The 19,967-nt window shown below is 49.4% G+C and carries 20 protein-coding genes; all 20 read right to left on the reverse strand.

Going from position 1 to position 19,967, the window contains the following annotated elements:
* Window positions 1-10 precede the first annotated feature (10 nt).
* A complete protein-coding gene (locus tag NYE54_RS21865; RefSeq protein ID WP_076324945.1) occupies window positions 11-253 on the reverse strand; it encodes a YlzJ-like family protein in 243 nt (80 codons plus the stop codon).
* Window positions 250-1,023, reverse strand: coding sequence for an ATP-dependent Clp protease proteolytic subunit (locus tag NYE54_RS21870; RefSeq protein WP_076324946.1), 774 nt, complete (start codon window positions 1,021-1,023; stop codon window positions 250-252). The genes NYE54_RS21865 and NYE54_RS21870 overlap by 4 nt, the downstream gene beginning before the upstream one ends.
* A gap of 266 nt (window positions 1,024-1,289) precedes the next feature.
* Complete coding sequence (locus tag NYE54_RS21875; RefSeq protein ID WP_076324947.1) at window positions 1,290-2,969, reverse strand: ribonuclease J; 1,680 nt, start codon at window positions 2,967-2,969, stop codon at window positions 1,290-1,292.
* 224 nt (window positions 2,970-3,193) lie between these two features.
* Window positions 3,194-4,075: a 4-hydroxy-tetrahydrodipicolinate synthase gene (dapA, locus tag NYE54_RS21880; RefSeq protein ID WP_076324948.1), complete on the reverse strand. Its 882-nt coding sequence runs from the start codon at window positions 4,073-4,075 to the stop codon at window positions 3,194-3,196.
* 103 nt (window positions 4,076-4,178) lie between these two features.
* The gene (gene dapG, locus NYE54_RS21885; protein WP_076324949.1) at window positions 4,179-5,393 is read right to left on the reverse strand and encodes an aspartate kinase; all 1,215 of its coding nucleotides are present in this window, start codon (window positions 5,391-5,393) and stop codon (window positions 4,179-4,181) included.
* Between the two features lie 70 nt (window positions 5,394-5,463).
* Window positions 5,464-5,658, reverse strand: a complete 195-nt coding sequence (locus NYE54_RS21890; RefSeq protein ID WP_339273758.1) for a hypothetical protein — start codon at window positions 5,656-5,658, stop codon at window positions 5,464-5,466.
* An 81-nt stretch (window positions 5,659-5,739) separates the two neighbouring features.
* Entirely contained in the window at window positions 5,740-6,330 is a 591-nt protein-coding gene (locus NYE54_RS21895) for a dipicolinate synthase subunit B (RefSeq protein ID WP_339266184.1), read from the reverse strand.
* Window positions 6,331-7,227 (reverse strand): dipicolinate synthase subunit DpsA, encoded by an 897-nt coding sequence (gene dpsA, locus NYE54_RS21900; protein WP_098746977.1) that lies wholly within the window; start codon window positions 7,225-7,227, stop codon window positions 6,331-6,333.
* A 241-nt stretch (window positions 7,228-7,468) separates the two neighbouring features.
* Window positions 7,469-7,915: a dUTP diphosphatase gene (gene dut / locus NYE54_RS21905; protein WP_179090701.1), complete on the reverse strand. Its 447-nt coding sequence runs from the start codon at window positions 7,913-7,915 to the stop codon at window positions 7,469-7,471.
* The gene (locus tag NYE54_RS21910) at window positions 7,890-9,158 is read right to left on the reverse strand and encodes a pitrilysin family protein (RefSeq protein ID WP_339266186.1); all 1,269 of its coding nucleotides are present in this window, start codon (window positions 9,156-9,158) and stop codon (window positions 7,890-7,892) included. The genes dut and NYE54_RS21910 overlap by 26 nt, the downstream gene beginning before the upstream one ends.
* Before the next feature lie 91 nt (window positions 9,159-9,249).
* Window positions 9,250-10,242 (reverse strand): polysaccharide deacetylase family protein, encoded by a 993-nt coding sequence (locus tag NYE54_RS21915; RefSeq protein WP_076324953.1) that lies wholly within the window; start codon window positions 10,240-10,242, stop codon window positions 9,250-9,252.
* Between the two features lie 213 nt (window positions 10,243-10,455).
* The gene (pnp, locus tag NYE54_RS21920; RefSeq protein ID WP_339266188.1) at window positions 10,456-12,561 is read right to left on the reverse strand and encodes a polyribonucleotide nucleotidyltransferase; all 2,106 of its coding nucleotides are present in this window, start codon (window positions 12,559-12,561) and stop codon (window positions 10,456-10,458) included.
* A 406-nt stretch (window positions 12,562-12,967) separates the two neighbouring features.
* Window positions 12,968-13,237: a 30S ribosomal protein S15 gene (rpsO, locus tag NYE54_RS21925; protein ID WP_339266190.1), complete on the reverse strand. Its 270-nt coding sequence runs from the start codon at window positions 13,235-13,237 to the stop codon at window positions 12,968-12,970.
* 165 nt (window positions 13,238-13,402) lie between these two features.
* On the reverse strand, window positions 13,403-14,356 hold the full coding sequence (locus tag NYE54_RS21930; RefSeq protein ID WP_339266192.1) for a bifunctional riboflavin kinase/FAD synthetase: 954 nt from the start codon (window positions 14,354-14,356) through the stop codon (window positions 13,403-13,405).
* 35 nt (window positions 14,357-14,391) lie between these two features.
* Entirely contained in the window at window positions 14,392-15,303 is a 912-nt protein-coding gene (truB, locus tag NYE54_RS21935; protein WP_339266193.1) for a tRNA pseudouridine(55) synthase TruB, read from the reverse strand.
* Window positions 15,300-16,277 (reverse strand): bifunctional oligoribonuclease/PAP phosphatase NrnA, encoded by a 978-nt coding sequence (locus tag NYE54_RS21940; RefSeq protein ID WP_339266195.1) that lies wholly within the window; start codon window positions 16,275-16,277, stop codon window positions 15,300-15,302. Before NYE54_RS21940 ends, truB begins: the two co-directional genes overlap by 4 nt.
* 30 nt (window positions 16,278-16,307) lie before the next feature.
* The gene (rbfA, locus tag NYE54_RS21945; protein WP_076324958.1) at window positions 16,308-16,661 is read right to left on the reverse strand and encodes a 30S ribosome-binding factor RbfA; all 354 of its coding nucleotides are present in this window, start codon (window positions 16,659-16,661) and stop codon (window positions 16,308-16,310) included.
* Window positions 16,662-16,680: 19 nt separating this feature from the next.
* Complete coding sequence (gene infB, locus NYE54_RS21950; RefSeq protein ID WP_339266197.1) at window positions 16,681-19,347, reverse strand: translation initiation factor IF-2; 2,667 nt, start codon at window positions 19,345-19,347, stop codon at window positions 16,681-16,683.
* On the reverse strand, window positions 19,340-19,663 hold the full coding sequence (locus NYE54_RS21955) for a YlxQ family RNA-binding protein (RefSeq protein ID WP_179090708.1): 324 nt from the start codon (window positions 19,661-19,663) through the stop codon (window positions 19,340-19,342). The genes infB and NYE54_RS21955 overlap by 8 nt, the downstream gene beginning before the upstream one ends.
* On the reverse strand, window positions 19,656-19,967 hold the full coding sequence (locus tag NYE54_RS21960) for a YlxR family protein (protein ID WP_053492673.1): 312 nt from the start codon (window positions 19,965-19,967) through the stop codon (window positions 19,656-19,658). The genes NYE54_RS21955 and NYE54_RS21960 overlap by 8 nt, the downstream gene beginning before the upstream one ends.

A 19,967-nucleotide genomic window follows, 5' to 3' on the forward strand; every position in this document is an offset into this window, starting at 1 on the left:
TGTTCTGTTTTCAGCCTTTAGCCTCATTTTCAACCGTCGGAATATAGCGAATCATTGCCCCCGGAGCGTAGCGTGGATTCAAGTAATCTTGAAGCCCGCAATCGAGTAAACGGACAATTTTCGCCTGATCCTCTGCCATAGGTTCAACTTCCATTAGTATTCCTTCAACCCGAACTTCCCTGGACGTGACGGCTGCCTGTTCCCCTTGCAGCATCCCGATCGGATCCAATGGCATGACGCTGTACCATATCATTGCGTAATCCCTCCAGGTATCGTTTTACGTTCTTCAATCATGCTATTCAAACGGCTTAATGCCTGCCCAATGCCCCCCACCTCGTTCATAAGGCCATATTTGACGGCGTCTGTACCTGAAACCGCGGTACCGATATCCCTGTTCAATTCACCGGTTTTGAACATCAGATCCTTAAACAGTTCCTCTGTTATCCTCGAATGACTCGTTACAAAACGTACGACACGTTCCTGCATTTTCTCCATGTATTCAAAGGTTTGCGGCACGCCAATGACTAACCCGCTCATGCGTATCGGGTGAATGGTCATCGTCGCGCTCTCCGCGATGATCGAGTGATCTGCTGCTACAGCGATAGGGACGCCGATACTGTGCCCCCCTCCAATGACTACCGTTACGGTCGGTTTGCTGAGCGATGCAATCATCTCGGCAATGGCAAGTCCGGCTTCAACGTCGCCGCCAACGGTATTGAGTATGATCAAGAGTCCTTCGATCCGCGGATTTTGCTCAGCTGCCACAAGCTGTGGAATCATATGCTCATATTTTGTGGTTTTATTTTGCGGTGGAAGCACGATATGTCCCTCGATTTGTCCAATGATGGTCATGCAAAAAACGTTGGATTCCCCGCCGCTCGGCAGTCCCGTCTGTCCCAGCTGCTGTATCGTTTCCGTTACGGCCGCTTTTTTGCCTTCCTCGGTGGGGACGACCGGAGGCGCTTCCGTCTCGCCAGTCCATCCTGCTCTTCTGTTGCCGGTAGTCCATTGATCTTTCTCCATCGCGCATCCCTGCCTTTATCTTAATGTCTAGCTGCTGCAATCAACACATAGCTAACCCTTAGTATGGCAAATGACGGGATCATTTTATGCTTATATGGGTACATTCAGCTTGGCAGCGGAATAGCAGCAACCAAAAAAACTCCTGCCGAAATCTTTCGGGAGAAGTTTAAGGATCAACCTATAAAAAGCCCTCTTTCGCGGGAACCGTCCAATTATTACCTGCGAAAAAGGGGCGACTGTGTGCCTGATTATTTTATTATCTTGTATCAGACTTCCATAATGATCGGCAAGATCATCGGTCTGCGACGTGTTTGTTCATACAAGAAGCGTCCCAAAGCGTCTTTTACGCTGGTTTTCAGTGACGCCCACTCATTCACGTTTTCACTCATCAGCTTCTGAAGCGTGCTGGAAACGATACGGTTCGCTTCATCCAGAAGCCCTTCGGATTCCCGTACGTATACGAATCCACGCGAAATAATATCAGGACCGGATACGATGGAACCGTTTTGCTTGCTCAAGGTAACGACAACGACCAGAATTCCGTCCTGGGACAGAAGCTTGCGGTCGCGCAATACGATGTTTCCTACGTCACCAACGCCAAGTCCGTCAATCAGAACATTTCCAGCAGTTACTTTGCCGGCTTTGCGGGCCGAGCCACCTTGGATTTCCACAATTTCACCGATATCGGTAATAAAAATGTTGTCCGGATCAACACCAACGGACTCTGCAAGCAGAGCGTGACGGCGCTGCATCCGGTATTCTCCATGGACAGGGATGAAAAATTGCGGTTTCATCAGATTCAGCATCAACTTGAGTTCTTCCTGGCTGCCATGACCCGATACGTGGACACCCGAATTGGATCCACTATAAATCACGTCTGCTCCAAGGCGGAACAACTCATCAATCGTACGTCCCACATATTTTTCATTACCTGGAACCGGAGTTGCTGCAATGATAACCGTATCCCCTGGCAGAATGTCCACCTTGCGGTGAGTGGAACGTGCCATGCGTGTGAGCGCTGACATCGGCTCTCCCTGACTGCCTGTACACAATACGACAACCCGGTCAGCTGCCATTTTGTTAACCTCTTCAGGTTCGATCAGCATGCCGTCCGGAATGTGCAAATATCCAAGCTCAGCGGCAATGGACACCACATTGACCATGCTTCTTCCGATAACCGTTATTTTGCGGCCCGTGGATTCGGCTGCATTAACAACCTGCTGAATCCGGTGCACATTCGATGCAAACGTTGCAACAACCACCCGCTGCTCGGCTTTGCGGAAAATATCTTCCAGCACGATGCCCACGTTTTTCTCGGAAGGCGTGAAGCCTGGTCTCTCTGCGTTCGTACTATCTGACAGAAGAGCCAATACTCCCTTGCTTCCGATCTCAGCCATACGCTGCAGATCCGCATATTGGTCGTTTACCGGAGTATGGTCGAACTTAAAGTCACCCGTATGCACAACATTGCCTTCCGGTGTTTCGATACAGATCCCTACGGAATCCGGGATACTGTGATTGGTCTTGAAGAAGGTCGCTTTCAGTGTGTTTCCGAGTTGTACTTCCGAATCCGCATGGATCAGAATCCGTTTCGTCTCACCCAGCAAATTCGCTTCTCTGAGCTTGTTTTCCACTAATCCGAGCGTCAATTTCGTTCCGTACACAGGAACATTCAAGTGTTTCAATACGTAAGGGAGGCCGCCGATATGGTCCTCGTGACCGTGAGTCAGCAAAATCGCTCTCACTTTGTCGCGATTCTCCGTTAAATAGCTAATATCAGGAATAACAATATCAATCCCAAGCATATCTTCTTCTGGGAACTTCAATCCCGCATCCACGACAACGATGTCATTGGCATATTGAATGACATACATGTTCTTCCCGATCTCACCGACGCCGCCCAAGGCAAAAATCGATAGTTTATCGTTGCTTATTTTCTTAGACAAATGTATCTAACCCTCCTATAGTTTTGGACGTCGTACCATTGTTATATTAAATTTCAAAAAAATACCGCACCCAGTCACTTGAATTCATTATACATGATGAAAAAGTGAAAACACAAGTCAACCACCTTCGTGAGCCATAGGATACCCAGAAACAGAAGGGTTTAAAACGAAGAAAGCCACTGCCTTCATTGAAGGCAATGGCTTAGGTTTGGTAGGTGCGCAGCTTACAAGGATGACAGCATATTACGGATAAATGCAGCCTCGTTCTCACTAGGAGAAACGAGCGGCAGACGAACGCCGCCGACCTGATAGCCCCGCTCATGCAGAGCGAATTTAACCGCCGCCGGGTTTGGAAGCGGGTCAGGACATTCAAACAGGCCCTTGAACAACGTGAACAAGGATTGATGCAGCTTGGCGGCTTCCTTCACGTTTCCTTCCACATAGGCGTGGATCATATCCTTCATGCGGGCGCCAGCGATATGGCTGGCCACGCTTACGATTCCGTAAGCACCTACCGCCAGAGCAGGCAGGGCTGAGGAATCGTCGCCGGAATAAACGATGAAGCCGTCCGGAGCACCTGCGGCAATGGCGGTGACCTGATCAATCGAAGCACATTCCTTCGTCGCAACGATGTTCGGTAATTGAGCCAGACGCAGGGTGGTAGCCGCGCTCAGGCTGATGCCCGTCCGTCCCGGCACATTGTACAGCATGATAGGTAAGGAAGTTGCCTCAGCGATCGCCTTAAAATGCTGGTAGAGCCCTTCCTGGTTCGGCTTATTGTAGTACGGAGCGACAAGCAAAATGCCATCGACGCCGCAGCTTTCCGCTTTTTTCGTCAATTCTGCAGAATGTGCCGTATCGTTGCTGCCGGTACCTGCGATAATCTTGCTTCGTCCACCTGCCTGCTTCACTGCGAACTTAAACAATTCAAGCTTCTCGTCTTCGCTAAGCGTCGGGGATTCGCCCGTCGTTCCTGCAATGACCAGAGAGTCCGACTTCTGTTCGACAATCAGGTACTCAATCAATCTCGCAGTCTCGTCCCAATTGATCTCGTTATTCTGATCAAATGGGGTTACCATAGCCGTAATCAATCTTCCGAAATCCACAATGATTCCTCCTTAAAGCTCTCCCGAACAGGCAAGCTTCCTTCGTAAGTAATCTTATATATAGTATTTCCTATCAAACGATTAACGAACAGACTCTAAGGTATTATCGGTGAAGTTCAAATTTGTGATGCAATGCGCGCAGCGCTTGAGCCATATCTTCCTTCTTCACAAGCACCCAGATCGTAGTGTTCGAATCTGCCGATTGCAGAATCGGAATATCGTGCTCGCTCAAGGATTCTACGATTTTGGCCATGATGCCAGGAACCCCGTTGATGCCGCCGCCAATAACGGATACCTTTGCACAGCCGGACAAGCTTTTTGGTTTCAAATCCAGGCTCTGCAGCACTTCAATCGCCTTCTCCGAGTCGCTGTCAAACACTGTATAAAGGACTCCCGTAGGGGTAACATTAATAAAGTCCACGCTAATGGAATGCTCCGCCATCGATTTGAAAACCTTCAGTTGAAGACCTTCCGTGCGATCGCATTCCACTGAGATTTGCGTAATATTGCTTACATAAGCAACTCCCGTCACAAAGCGGTCCACAATTCCGGATTGTATATCTCTGAAGCCCTCCGGCTGGGTGACCAGTGTTCCCTCATTATCCGAGAAGGTTGACCGCACTCTGACCGGAATTTGGGATTGCATGGCAATCTCAACTGCTCTAGGATGAATGACCTTGGCACCTTGATGAGCCATATTGCAAATCTCTGTATAACTTACATAGCTGAGTGGCTTCGCATCCTCGACGATGCGGGGATCTGCCGTAAGAATGCCGTTGACATCCGTGTAGATATCAACCATTTCGGCGCGAAGCGCGGCTCCAAGCGCGGTGGCCGAGGTATCGCTTCCGCCCCTGCCCAGCGTCGTGAAGTCACCCGAATCGGTCTGCCCCTGGAAACCAGTGACGATAACAACTTGGTGAGACTCCAACTCTTTCAAAACCCGTTCAGGTTTTACGTCCTTAATGCGTGCATTTCCGAAGTGATCGTCTGTAAGAAATCCGGCTTGGGCACCCGTCAGCACCGTTGCGGTTATCCCTTCATGCTGAAGCAGACTGCATAGCGTTGTGGCTGAGATAATCTCACCGCAGCAGAGCAGCATATCCCGCTCTCTGTCTGGAAGCGCGTTTCCGCTCTGACCGATCCAATCCAGAAGAGTATCTGTAGCGTAAGGCTCCCCGCGGCGTCCCATAGCCGATACGACCACGACCAATTGGTAGTGATTAGCCAGTTCGCGCTGGATGTGCCCAATAACATGGGTTCTTGCTTGCGGTGTAGACAACGAGGTTCCGCCGAATTTTTGAACTAAGATGCGCATAAAATATTCCTCCGTTTATATATGCCCAGGAGACGTAAATTTCGGGCCGACCGATTGAAACGGCCGGCTACTAAGCCAGGCCGTTCCGTTTGTTGACGATGATTTCTGCGATTAGCACGGCATTCCATGCTGCACCCTTCAGAAAATGATCTGAAACGATCCACATGTTAAGTCCGCACTGATGTCCCTCCAACAGTTTGAGGATCTTTTGCCCGACTGCGCCAGTTGCTCCAACAACGGCCACATTATAATAATGCTCGGTCATATGGCTAAATTCCCCTTCATGAATGAAACTGCAGCTGTAACTTTCTATGTTGCCCTTATTGATCAAAAGGCTTTATCGCGGTTAACGCGAATATTCAACGATCATCGGCTGCAGCTGCTTCCCTTCTAGGGCCGCATAACACGCTTCCGGAATCAAATCCATTTTGGCGACAAGCGAGTTAGGCTTCTGCTGCGGATTATCCTGTCCGTAAGGAACAAAATAAATATTTTTCGTTACAAGCAGCTTCGCGATATTCGCCGCATTCAGTCCAAGGCCATCATTCGTTGAAATCGCCAGAACCAGGGGTCTGCAATTTCTCATCTGCGCCTTGGCTGCCATTAACACAGGGCTGTCAGTCATCGCATTGGCCAGCTTGCTGGTCGTGTTTCCCGTACATGGGGCGATAACCAAAACGTCAAGAAGCTTGGATGGGCCTAGCGGTTCCGCCTCCACAATTGTAGAAATAATATCATTCCCGGTTATTTCTTTCAACTGTTTCTGCCAATTCTCCGATGTGCCGAATCGGGTATCCGTTGTCATAATAGTGCTGGACACAATCGGCACCACATTCGCTCCACCATCTTTGAACCGCTGGATCTGCGGCATCACTTCTTCAAGCGTGCAGTGCGATCCTGTCAGGGCATAACCCACTGTTATTCCATTCCAATTCATCTACGCATCCCCCCGAATCTTGATTTCTTCAGAAATCAGCTCCACCAGCGTATTGGCCATAATGATGCCGGCTGTTTTAGGAGCCACGATTCCGGGTAGTCCGGGTGCGAGCATGGCTTTGATACCCCGTTTTTCAGCATAGCGAAAATCGCATCCACCGGGTGCGGAGGCAAGGTCGATGATGACAGCCTCCCGAGGCATTTTCGAGATGATTTGTGCTGTGACTATCATAGTTGGAATCGTGTTAAAAAGCAAGTCAATATCCGACACATAAGAACTCAGATCCCTTACCAGGAAGGGCTTCCAGCCCATTTCCTCCGCTCTGGCATAGTGCTCCGATTTACGTACGCCCATCCGAATTTTGGCACCCAGGCCTTGCAGGCTGCGCGCCATGGTGAATCCTGTCCGTCCCATGCCAAGCACCATGCTGGTTGATCCGTGAATCGTAAAATCCGTGTTTTGGATCGCCATCATCAGTGCACCTTCCGCTGTCGGAATGGAATTATAGATGGCTACATCGTCCCTCTCCAAAATCTCTACCAGCTTGATCTTATATTTGTCACATAGCGAGCGCAAATAGGGCTTCGCCATGCCTGTATAGATCACTCCATGTCCAGGCATCGCTGCGATATGCTCCTCCTGCAGTCGCAATGGCCCCTCTGAGAACAGCGCGCTGACACGTCCCTCATCATCACATCCCACGACAGGCAGGATCAGAGCATCAGCATTCGATAACAGCTCTGGCGTGAGCGGCTCGCGAGTCACTCCCTGAAAAGAATCCTGCAGTTTCTCAAACCCGGCGATCATGACGGAGGCATCCATCTCAGCGCATTTTCGTATGACTTCAATTTGCCTTGCGTCTCCACCTACAAAGACGGTCCGGACTCCAGTCAGCATGGAAGGCCTCGCTCCTTTCTTCTAACCAACGTATAAACCATCTTATGCCGTAGCCTATAGGGTGGTGAGCGCATTTCAATTAAACTACCGCCTTAACGCAATAAACAACACTATAGATGGAGAGTCGGATCCGAAGCCATTTTGCATGGACGCTAACGCAAAAAACACCGCCCGGCTAGGCCGGAGCGGTGTGCTTGATAAAACCATGATGATGATATCCATAAATTATCTATAATATAGATTACTTGCCGGTATGACCGAATCCGCCTGCACCCCGTACGGTATCGGACAACTCGTCAACTTCCATGAATTCTACCGCCGGGACGGTTTTGAACACCATCTGGGCAATGCGTTCATTACGCTCAATTGCAAACGGCTCTTGTCCTAAATTCACCAGCAGCACCTTCACTTCCCCGCGATAATCAGCATCAATCGTGCCTGGAGAATTCAAGCAGGTAATACCATGTTTGTAGGCCAGTCCGCTGCGCGGACGGATTTGAGCTTCAAGCTCGGCCGGCATGGCAATCGCAAAACCGGTCGGGATTAATTTGCGTTCGCCCGGGTTCAATACCACCGGCTCATGAACCGCTGCGTGCAGATCAAAACCTGCGGCTAGTTCGGACATTTTCACGGGAAGTTTCACATCTTCATTACCTGGCAATCTATTGATTTGAACGTAGTGCAACAAATTCATTCCTCCTAAGTACATTCAGCGCTTTATCTGAAGTTCCTACCATCGCTAGTGCATATGGAGTCCCGAACATGCGGTCAAGAACCGCGTCGACATCCTTCATGTCCACCTGCTCAATCCGCTTAATAATTTCATCCAGGCTAAAATGGCGACCCAGCATTAATTCGTTCTTACCCAAGCGATTCATGCGGCTGCTCGTGCTCTCCAGACTCAGAATGAGACTGCCCTTCAGTTGTTCCTTCCCTTTGCGCAGCTCTTCCTCTGTCATACCGTTCTGTGCCAGATCCTGCAGCATTTCCGTGGTCAGTTGAAGGACTTCCTTTGTCTGTTTAGGCGCTGTGCCCGCATAAATGGTGAACATTCCGTTATCTGCGTGCGAACTATGATATGAGTATACCGAATAAGCCAGTCCGCGCTTCTCCCGGATTTCCTGAAACAAGCGTGAACTCATGCCGCCACCAATGGCGTTATTCAAGAGTACCATTGCATACTGAAGCTCGTCTCCGATGGAGCAGCCGGGAAACGACATGCAGATATGATTCTGCTCTGTTTTCTTCTTACGGAACTGAACACCATCCAAAAAGGCAGGCACGGCCAGCAGTTCGGAGCTGCCGTGATTGGCAAAGCCGCCAAAATGACGCTCCAATAACTCAATCGCATCCTCATTAATGTTGCCTGCCAGAGCGATCACTGTATTCTCAATGGTATAGTGTTTGTCCATGTAATTTCTCAGCGCTTGCGAATCCATCGATTCCAGCCGTTCCTTTGTGCCAAGAATCGGATAAGCCAGCGGATGATCGCCGTATGCCGATAACGACATCAGGTCATGCACCAGATCATCCGGTGTATCCTCATACATCGCGATCTCTTCCAGAATGACATTCTTCTCTTTGGCTAACTCGCCCGCATCCAGCTTGGAGTTGAAGAACATGTCGGACAGCACATCAACCGCAATCGGAAAATGCTCATCCAGCACCTTGGCGTAATAACACGTATATTCCTTGGACGTAAAAGCGTTGACGTTGCCGCCGATAGCATCAAATTCTTCAGCAATGGCACGGGCGTCAAAGCGATCGGTCCCTTTGAACATCATGTGCTCTATAAAATGCGTTATCCCGTTGATGTCCTCCGATTCATTGCGGGATCCGGTCTTCACCCAAATACCGAATGAAACCGAACGACTTGTCGGGATTTGCTCCATAACCACTCTTAGGCCGTTAGACAATTGTATTTTTTTCACGAGGGCCCCCCTAACTGTTCCATCCAGGCTCACTTTGGCTGATTACCAGCCTCATGCCATCCATTCATTCTATCAAACTTTACCATGCCGCTCAACTTCCCTTCGGCATAATTCGCTCAGGAGAAAGCGTCTGGCTCACGGTTCCGATTTCCAGCCCTTTGGCCCGTATTCCGTCAATCATTCCCTTTAACGCCCGGGACGAGGAATCCGTGGGATGCATCAAAATCAGGAAACCAGGCTCCACCTTCGTGGAGATTTTCTGAACGACAGCATCCGGTGCAGGATGCTTCCAATCGACCGTATCGAGCGTCCACAGGACCGTCTTCAATCCCCTTGCCTGGGCGATGGATACGGTCTGCTGATTAAAATCGCCAGAAGGCGGCGCAAACCATTTGTTCTCCACACCGAGGCTTTCTTTGAGCAGATCCTGCGTCTTCGCGATTTCCAGTTCCGCCCGATCTCTGCTGAGACGGCTCATATTCGGATGCGTATAGGCATGATTCTCCACCTCATGACCTCGTTTCAGAATTTCGCCGGCAAGCTCCGGGTTCTTCTTCAACCAGCTCCCATCCAGGAAAAAGGTCGTCTTCACTTTCTCCGCATCCAGCGTGTTCAGCATCGGTACCAGAAATTCATTCCCCCAGGCCACGTTAATCATCAGCGATACCATCGGCTTGTTGGGGTTGCCCCGATAAATCGGTTGCTCTCCAAGATCATTAAGCGTTACTTTGGCCGGAATTTGCCGGTATACGTAAGGAATGGCCTCTCCAGCTTTTCGCTTTTTCGACGATGCTGCTTGGTATGTAGCTTCAATATCGATCTCAAGTCCATTATAACCGGGAATCGCTTTCCACACGGAGTCCACCCTGGCATCCACTGGCTCAATGCGTGATTTTGCCGCAGCGGCTTCGATTTGACTCAATAAATTCAGATCTACTGCATTCTCTGAACCGCTAACGAGTTGCCCCTCGGGTTTAATCTGCAGTCCCGAAACATATCCCCAGGCCCCGCTGAACACGGCAACAGCCGACACCATTGCGGCACCGGTTAGCAGCACAACCATCTTTTTTCCATTCATGGGCATATCCACCCTCCCCTTGAGAAGCTTTGTCCCATTTTATGTAGGTTCAGGAGGAAATATGTGCCTCAAAGTGGGCCTATGCCGTGAAGCCTATTGTAGATGCTTGTTCAAGACTAGAGGAATCCCATGGGCCGAAAAGATTAAAAAAAGAGCCAGAATGATAGGTTCTGCCTCTTTTCCTTGTATCTATATGCTGTTAAACAAACAAAGCGCGGATTAAGATCCGCTCTTGTTTGTTTCCGCAGTCAAAACCGCTTTGCGAGACAGGTTAATCCGTCCCTGCTGGTCGATTTCGGTAACCTTCACAGTAATGACATCACCGATGGCAACCACGTCCTCTACCTTCGCTACGCGCTCAGTCGAGAGCTGGGAGATATGAACAAGCCCGTCTTTGTTAGGCAGAATTTCAACGAATGCACCGAATTTCTCAATCCGTTTGACAGTACCTGTATAGATTTCGCCAACAGCTACCTCACGGACGATGCCTTCGATAATCGAAAGAGCTTTTTTGTTCATCTCATCGTTGGCAGATGCAATGAACACGCGGCCGTCTTGTTCGATATCGATCTTCACGCCGGTTTCCTCGATGATTTTGTTAATGATCTTGCCGCCGGCACCGATCACATCGCGAATTTTGTCCGGATTGATCTGCATCGTAATAATCTTTGGCGCATATTGGGACAACGTTTCTCTTGGCTTTTGAATGGCTTCTGCCATTTTTCCAAGGATATGCATGCGTCCTTCTTTTGCTTGCTGCAGTGCTTCCTGCAAAATCGCGCGGTCAATACCGTCAATTTTGATATCCATTTGAATGGCGGTAACCCCGTCAGGTGTCCCTGCCACTTTGAAGTCCATGTCGCCGAGATGATCTTCCATCCCTTGAATATCTGTCAAGATGGAAACATGATCTCCGTCTTTAATCAAGCCCATCGCCACGCCGGCTACAGGTGCTTTGATCGGCACCCCTGCATCCATCATAGCAAGTGTGCTTGCACAAATACTCGCTTGGGAAGTCGAACCATTTGACTCAATTACTTCGGACACGAGGCGAATCGTGTACGGGAATTCCACTTCATTCGGAATAACCTTCGACAATGCACGTTCACCAAGTGCACCATGACCAATTTCACGACGGCCCGGAGCGCGAAGCGGACGAGCTTCCCCTACGCTGAACGGCGGGAAGTTGTAATGGTGCATGAAACGCTTGGTCTCTTCCAGATCGATTCCATCGAGAATCTGTACATCACCTAGAGCACCTAGTGTACATACGCTAAGAGCCTGGGTTTGTCCACGTGTGAACAGACCGGAACCATGCGTTCTAGGCAGCAGACTGGTATCGCAATCGATAGGACGGATCTCAGACAGACCACGACCGTCCGGACGAACTTTGTCATGCGTGATCAAACGTCGAACTTCTTCCTTCACGATATCGTGAAGCACTTCTTTAACATCCTTCAACAACTCAGGTGTCTCGATATACTTCTCTTCAAATACGGTGTATGCTTCATCATTGATAGCGTCAATCGCATCCTGGCGAGCATGTTTCTCCTCAATGCGAACGGCTTCAACAAGACGGGCTTCGGCGAAATCACGCACTTCACGATTCACCGTTTCATTGACCGCATGAAGTTTAACTGCCATTTTCTCTTTACCGCAAGCGGCTACGAGTTCTTCGATCTTAGCTACGATTTTCTTGATTTCCTCATGCCCGAACATAATCGCTTCCAGCATGACTTCCTCAGGAACTTCGTTCGCTTCGGCTTCAACCATCATGATTGCATCTTTGGTACCTGAAACAACAAGATAGATGTCGCTTGCTTCCTGCTGTGCAATATTCGGATTCACCACAAATTCGCCATCAACACGCCCTACGGCTACGCCGCCGATCGGACCGTTAAAAGGCACATCCGAGATGCTCAAGGCAGCGGAAGTACCGATCATGGCCGCGATTTCCGGCTCGCAATCCTGATCTACGCTCATCACGAGATTTAGAACCTGTACATCATTACGGAATCCTTCAGGGAACAACGGACGAATCGGACGGTCTGTCAGACGGCTGGCAAGAATCGCTTTCTCGCTTGGTCTGCCTTCGCGTTTGATGAATCCACCCGGAATTTTACCGACTGCGTACAAACGCTCCTCATAGTTAACCGTCAATGGAAAGAAATCCAAATCCTTCGGTTCACTGGAAGCTGTCACTGTACACAGGACTGCCGTTTCGCCGTAACGAACCATCACAGCCGCATTTGCCTGCTTCGCAAGGCGCCCTGTTTCGAATACGAGGGGTCTTCCGCCAAGCTGCATTTCAACACGTGTTTCCATGTAATCCCTCCTCATGGGGATAAATTTTTTTGAAATCTTCTTCTACCATCAGCATGTCTTTTGCAAAACACTGTCCACATTTCCTAACCAGAGCCATCCAAACGGTCGAAATCGCAAACCTATGTACAGGAACAACCCGAACCGTATAGAACATTCTCCGTATAGATTGCCCCTGGTTATACCATTAAGCGAAATTTAGCGAACAGACCACGCCTACAATCTATAAGAATCTATATTAAGATAACCCCACAAAGTGGAGTTTAGGCTATGAAGCGTACGCAGTACTTTGTGGGGAAGCTCGAAAACGGTAAATTGTACAATACTTAGAAAAGAGCCCGGCTGTGCCGCTGTCGTTCCAAGAAGGACAGTGGACAACCAGGCTGTTTTCGGCACATCTTATGGATGATTAGCGACGCAATCCAAGCTTCTCGATCAAAGCACCGTAACGTTTAACATCCTTATTTTTCAAGTATGCAAGCAACTTACGGCGTTGGCCGACCATTTTCAACAATCCACGACGGGAATGATGATCCTTCTTGTGTGTACGCAAGTGGTCAGTCAAGTTCGTAATGTTTTCCGTTAGGATAGCGATTTGCACCTCTGGAGATCCTGTATCGGACTCATGAGTTTTGTGCTCGTCAATCAGTTGTTGTTTACGTTCTTGAGTTAATGCCATCCTGTTCACCTCCCTCATTATAATCGCCGTTGGCCCAGGTACCGACGGTGAGATCGAACATCCAAGCCAAGGTTAAAATCGCCCAATCTTCAGGCGACCTCTAAGAGTATAGCATACTTTACCTGAAAAAGAAAATCCGTTTGCGAACAATTTGTCCCAAAACGTTTATTCACTAATTTCTAATATTTTGCGAGCCTCGACGGCATCTCGCTGAATCCACTCCACAAGCTCCTGAACCGATTCGAATTTATGCTCCTTGCGGATATATTGAACGATATCCACCGTCATGGTCTGATCATACAGATCCCCTTCAAAATCAAACAGATGCACCTCAAAAACAGGCTCTGTGATCCCTTCATGGAACGTTGGCTTCACGCCGATGTTCATCACGCCCGGAATCCAGTCGCGATGCTTATCCGTGCGTGCCCGAACGGCATAGACGCCTAATGCAGGTACCACGAACGGATCCGTCAATTCCAGGTTAGCGGTAGGAAAACCGATCTTTCTTCCCCGCTTCTCCCCATGAATGACCGTGCCGCGGATATGATAATTCCGTCCGAACCAGCGGTTTGCATCCGACAGCTGCCCCGTTTTCAAGGCAATCCGTATGGATGAACTTCCTACCTTCTCGCCATCAACCAAGAATGGCGGAACCGTAACGACAGACATCCGGTCTTCACCGAGTTCCTGAAGTTTGACTGCGTCACCGGCGCCTTTATGGCCGAAACGGAAATCAAACCCGACCACCGCTGTTTGAAGATTCAAGGGAAACAGCATCTCTTCAACAAATGTTTCCGGACTCACCTGGGAGAATTCCTTATTGAACTCGACAACGTACAAAATATCGATGCCCATCTCCTCAAGCAACTGCTGCTTGTCAGGCTGAGGCGTCAGATATCCCTCGTAGCTTCCTTTACCAATCACGTCTTTCGGATGAGGATAAAAGGTAATAACGGCGGCCGGCACTCCATTCTCCCGCGCAATATTGACTGCGGTTGAAAGCACGCTGGCATGTCCCAGGTGAAGACCGTCGAACTGGCCGATTGCAGCTACCTTCGGCTCGGCAGCTTCTCGTACAATATCAGAAGATACAGGATAAGATAAAGAAACAATCCTCATGATTACTCACCTCCACTCACTAAATCCAGTCATGCTTAGGAAAATACTTTCACAGGAACGATAGCCCCTGTCTCCTCTTGCTGCTGATAGATTCCCAGAAAGTTTTCCTTTATATCATACAAGCGAATAGGCTCCGAGCTGTCAACAGGTGGTTCTACCGCTCTCGAGGACAAGCGCTGTCCCTGCAGGGCAGCATCCGTTTTCTCTTCAGAAACCGTATGCTTCGGCAGATAATCAATCGCTTGATCCACGGGAATAAGCCGGGTGTGCAGCGTTTCATCCTTCATGAACTGCTCAATTTGCTCCAGGGTTAAGCACTGCTCCTCCGTGATTCCCGCCGATACTGTGCGTACCAGCTTAACCATGACAGACGGCACGCCGAGTTTCCTCCCGATATCCACGCAAAGCGTGCGGATGTATGTACCTTTGGAGCACAATACTCGAAAAGAAATTTCCGTATACTCCCCTTCAGCATCAAAATCCGTCATTTCGATTTCATGAATCGTTACGGTCCGGCTCTTGCGCTCCACGGTCTTACCTTCTCTGGCAAGCTCGTATAATCGTTTACCATTGATTTTGACAGCGGAAAACATGGGTGGGATCTGAGAAATCTGGCCTGTAAAAGATTGCAGCGCTTCAAGCGCCTCTTCTCTGGTCACATGAACATCATCTGCCGTCTCTACTACTTGCCCAGTGATATCCTCGGTATCCGTCGAATATCCAAGACGGAGGACCGCGTGATACTCTTTAGGCAGTTCCTGAAGGTATTCCACTACTCGCGTGGCCCTCCCCAGGCATAACGGAAGCACGCCTGTTACTTCGGGGTCCAGCGTACCCGTATGTCCAATTCGCTTCAAACGAACCATTCCACGAACCTTCGCCACCACATCGTGGGATGTCCAGCCTGCCGGTTTGTGAACGGCCAAGATGCCTTCTAATTGCGTCATAGCTTTAATCTCACCTGCTCTACTACTCTAGGGATGATGTCATGAAGGGAGCCTTCAATGCTGCAACCGGCTGCCCGAACATGGCCGCCTCCTCCAAATAACTGGGCTAATGCCGCAACATCCACTTTTCCGGCTGAACGCAAACTCGCCTTGACCATTCCGGATTTCAGTGACTTGAATAGAATCCCGACTTCAACTCCTTGAATGTTTCGGGGGTAATTCACAATCCCTTCCAGATCCTCGCTAACGGCGCCGCATGATTCCATAAACTCAGGCGTTACGTATACCCAGGCTATTTTACCATCATCCGACACACTTAACGTATTTAATGCCTGAACCAGCACTTTCATCTGTGGAAGCGTCATTTCCTCTAGTAACGTTTCCGCAATTTCAGGTCCGTTCACGCCATAGGACAACAGATCGGAAGCGATGCTCATAACCTTGGGCGATGTATTCGAGTACCGAAAACCGCCGGTATCCGTTAGCAATCCCGTATAAATCGCTGTTGCAATATCGGCATCCCAGTCCACTTCAAACAAATTCAGCAAATCATAAAGGATTTCTGCGGTTGCTGCCGCATCCGGCACGACCAGGTTGACGGCTCCATAACGATCATTTGTTGGATGATGGTCAATATTAACGATGCTTGCCTGATCGGCAAATACCTGTTTCGTATAGCCTACTCTAGCAAAATCCGCACAATCCACACAAATGACGTGAGAGAACGTTCTTCCTGGCTGCTCTTCAGACAGATTGAGAATGTCTTCTGCATGCCACAACATTTTCATGCGTTTTGGAATGGGCCCCTCATTAATCATCGTGAATTTCTTGCCCAGACATGAGAGAAGCCAGCCCACCGCAAGGGTGGAACTGACTGCATCTCCATCGGGCTGAACATGCGACACAACCAAATAATCATCGTGCTCCAGCAGGAACGATTTCACCTGCTGCAGCTCTTGTTCATAGGTCTGCATTCGCCCTCTCCTTTATAAAAACGAACTACTCTATTTCTCTTCGCGATCCACGATTTCGGTCAGCAGCTTCTCAATATGGCTGCCATATGCAATGGAATCATCGAATTTGAAGATCAGCTCCGGCACATGCCGAAGTCGGATCCGCTTGCCCAGCTCGGAGCGGAGAAAGCCGCTTGCCTTCTCCAACCCTTTTAAGGAAGCTGCCTTCTGCTCGTCGTCGCCGAGCACGCTCAGGTATACCTTCGCTTGAGACAGGTCATTTGTAACATCAACACCGGTCACAGTAATGAAACCGATTCTTGGGTCTTTCATCTCCGATTGGATCAGTTGGCTGAGCTCTTTTTTAATCTGCTCGCCTACGCGCCCAGTTCTGATTTTTGCCATGGTCTGATCACCTCATTCGTTAGCGCTCTACTGTCTCCATGATGAAGGCTTCGATTACGTCTCCTTCTTTGACGTCGCTATAGCTTACCAAGGTAATACCACACTCATAACCTTGTGCCACTTCTTTAGCGTCATCTTTAAAGCGCTTGAGGGAATCGATCTTGCCTTCATGAACGACAATGCCGTCACGGATCAAGCGAGCTTCTGCGTTACGCGTAATTTTACCGGATGTCACCATACATCCTGCAATCGTACCCACTTTGCTCACTTTAAAGGTGCTGCGGACTTCCGCATGACCGATCACGGTTTCTTTGTACTCCGGATCGAGCATCCCCTTCATAGCTTGCTCAATTTCCTCGATTACATTATATATTACACGGTGCAGACGAATATCAACCTTTTCCTGCTCGGCGGTTTGTTTCGCTTGGACGTCCGGACGAACGTTAAAGCCGATAACAATCGCGTTGGAGGCAGCTGCCAAAATAATATCGGACTCCGTGATCGCCCCGGCACCGCTGTGGAGAATTTTGACGCGAACGCCTTCCACTTCGATTTTGTTCAAGGAACCTTTCAGTGCCTCAACAGAACCTTGTACGTCACCTTTGATAATCACGTTAAGATCTTTGATCTCGCCGTCCTTAATGTGTTGGAACAGGTCATCCAGCGTCACGCGAGTATTCGTGTTCAACTCGGATTGACGATGGGTAATCGCACGCTTATCAGCGATATTACGCGCTTTACGCTCATCCTCAAACACCATAAACGGATCGCCGGCACCTGGAACTTCAGTCAAACCGGTAATTTCAACTGGTGTTGAAGGACCCGCTTCTTTTAATCGACGGCCTTTATCGTTCACCATCGCACGAATACGTCCAAAGCAGTTGCCCGCTACGAAGGCGTCGCCCACTTTCAATGTACCATGCTGAACGAGAATGCGTGCTACCGGACCTCTGCCTTTATCCAGCTCAGCCTCAATAACGGTACCGCGTGCGCGTTTGTCAGGATTTGCTTTGTATTCATTCACTTCTGCTACCAGAAGAATCATTTCAAGCAAGTCTTCCAGACCCATCCGCTGTTTCGCCGAAACGTTAACAAAGATGGTATCTCCGCCCCACTCTTCAGGCACTAACTCGTATTCCGTCAATTCTTGTTTAACTTTATCCGGGTTAGCATCCGGTTTATCGATTTTGTTCACGGCAACGATGATCGGCAAACCTGCTGCTTTCGCATGGTTAATCGCTTCGACTGTCTGTGGCATTACGCCGTCGTCAGCCGCAACCACGATGATCGTCATGTCCGTTACTTGTGCACCACGGGCACGCATGGCTGTAAACGCTTCGTGACCCGGTGTATCCAGGAACGTAATCTTCTTGTTATTGATCTCGACTTGGTAAGCACCGATATGCTGCGTAATACCGCCAGCTTCGCCACTTGATACGTTCGCGGAACGGATCGCATCAAGCAGCGTCGTTTTACCGTGGTCGACGTGACCCATAATAGTAACAACTGGTGGACGCTCTTTCAGTTCTTCAGGAGCATCGTTTTCTTCAACGGTCTCAAAACGATCTTCCTCTACCGGAATTTTCACTTCGACTTCTACACCGAATTCACCAGCGAGCAATAGAATCGTATCGATATCCAGCTCCTGGTTGATGGTGGCCATCACGCCGAGGAAAATCAGCTTCTTGATGACTTCGGAAGCGTCCTTATGAAGCAGCTTCGCCGTTTCACCGACGGTCATGTTGCCACGGACGATAATTTTCTTCGGCGTGTTGTCGATTTTCTCGCGAGGCGGCTGCTGATTATATTGATTCCGGCCGCGGTTGTTCTTTCCACCGCGATTGTTGCCACGGAATCCTCCCTGACGGTTGTCATCAAAACGTTTGGAGTCTGAACGATTGTTATTGTTGTTTCTGGAATTGCGGTTCTGGCCGTTGCTGTTATTGCTATTGTTATTGTTGGATCCTGAGAAACCGCCTCCGGTTCCACCCGGCTTGCTCTGTGGACGCGCTCCGCCTTGGTTGTTGCTGCCCTGCGGACGCGTTCCACCTTGATTATTGCCTTGCGGACGTGCGCCGCCTTGACCTCCGCCCTGAGGACGTGATCCGGTCTGCGTGCTGCCGCCTGGTCTGGATGATTGGCTACGATTGTTCTGCTGACTTCCTTGTGCGGAGCCAGACTGAGTTCTTCGGGTATCCTGCCCTCCTTGGGGGCGCTGGGAACCTGAAGTGTTCTGAGTGTTTTGATTCGTTCTACTATTCATACCTACCTGCTTTTCCTGTTGTTTTTTGGGCTGGCTTTGACCTTGTTGTCCTGGTGCTCTCTGTCCTGAATTACGCATACCGTCCTGCCCATTACGGTTGCCTTCGGCACTTACACTAGCGGAAGTGCCTTCTGTTTTTGCATTGGATACAGTTGCAGCCGCATTGGCTCCGGAAACCGCTGGTTTACGGTTCTCGGTTCGGGAAGCGTCACCACTATCCCGTTTGGCTGCTGCATTGGATTTGATATCTTTGAAAAACTGCTCTACCTTGGACACCGTATCGTTCTCCATTACGCTCATATGGTTATTGACCGGAATGTTCAAACGTTTGAGGATCGTGATGATTTCTTTACTGCTCATGTTCAACGATTTAGCATATTCGTATACTCGAAGTTTATTGTCTTTGTTTTCCTGTTTACTCAATATACTCCACCTCCGACATTGTCTCCATTTTCTTGGAGATCATTTCTGCGAATCCTTGATCCGTAACTGCCAGCACAACCCGCTCGGGTTTACCTACACTTGTGCCCAGACTTTCCCGGTCAAATCCGATTACCAGAGGGATATTGTAAGTACCGCATTTATCGCGGAACTTCTTTGTTGTATTAACTGAGGCGTCACCCGCCAGAATAACCAATTTTGCATCAGAAGACCGGATGGCTTTGAGCACGATCTCATCCCCGGTAACCACCTTACCTGCCCTCATGGCCAGGCCGAGCTGAGAAAGCGCCCTATTCATCATCGGCAGCACTCTCTTTTGCAGCCAGGAATTCATCTTCCACCTTGATGAAATCCTGTGCCAACTGTTCATAGATCTCAGGTTTCACATGTTGTTTCAACGCTCGATCCAGTGCTTTATTTTTGTGTGCCAGCTTGAAGCAGGAAACTTTGCCGCATAAATACGCTCCCCGTCCCGATTTTTTGCCGGTGAGATCGATCAGGACAGCATCCTCGGGCGTCCTAACAATCCGGATAAGCTCTTTCTTCGGCATCATTTCCTGACACGCTACACATTTACGCAGCGGTATCTTTCTCTGTTTCAA

Source organism: Paenibacillus sp. FSL K6-1330, assembly GCF_037976825.1.
In the GTDB taxonomy this organism is placed as follows: Bacteria; Bacillota; Bacilli; order Paenibacillales; family Paenibacillaceae; genus Paenibacillus_AQ.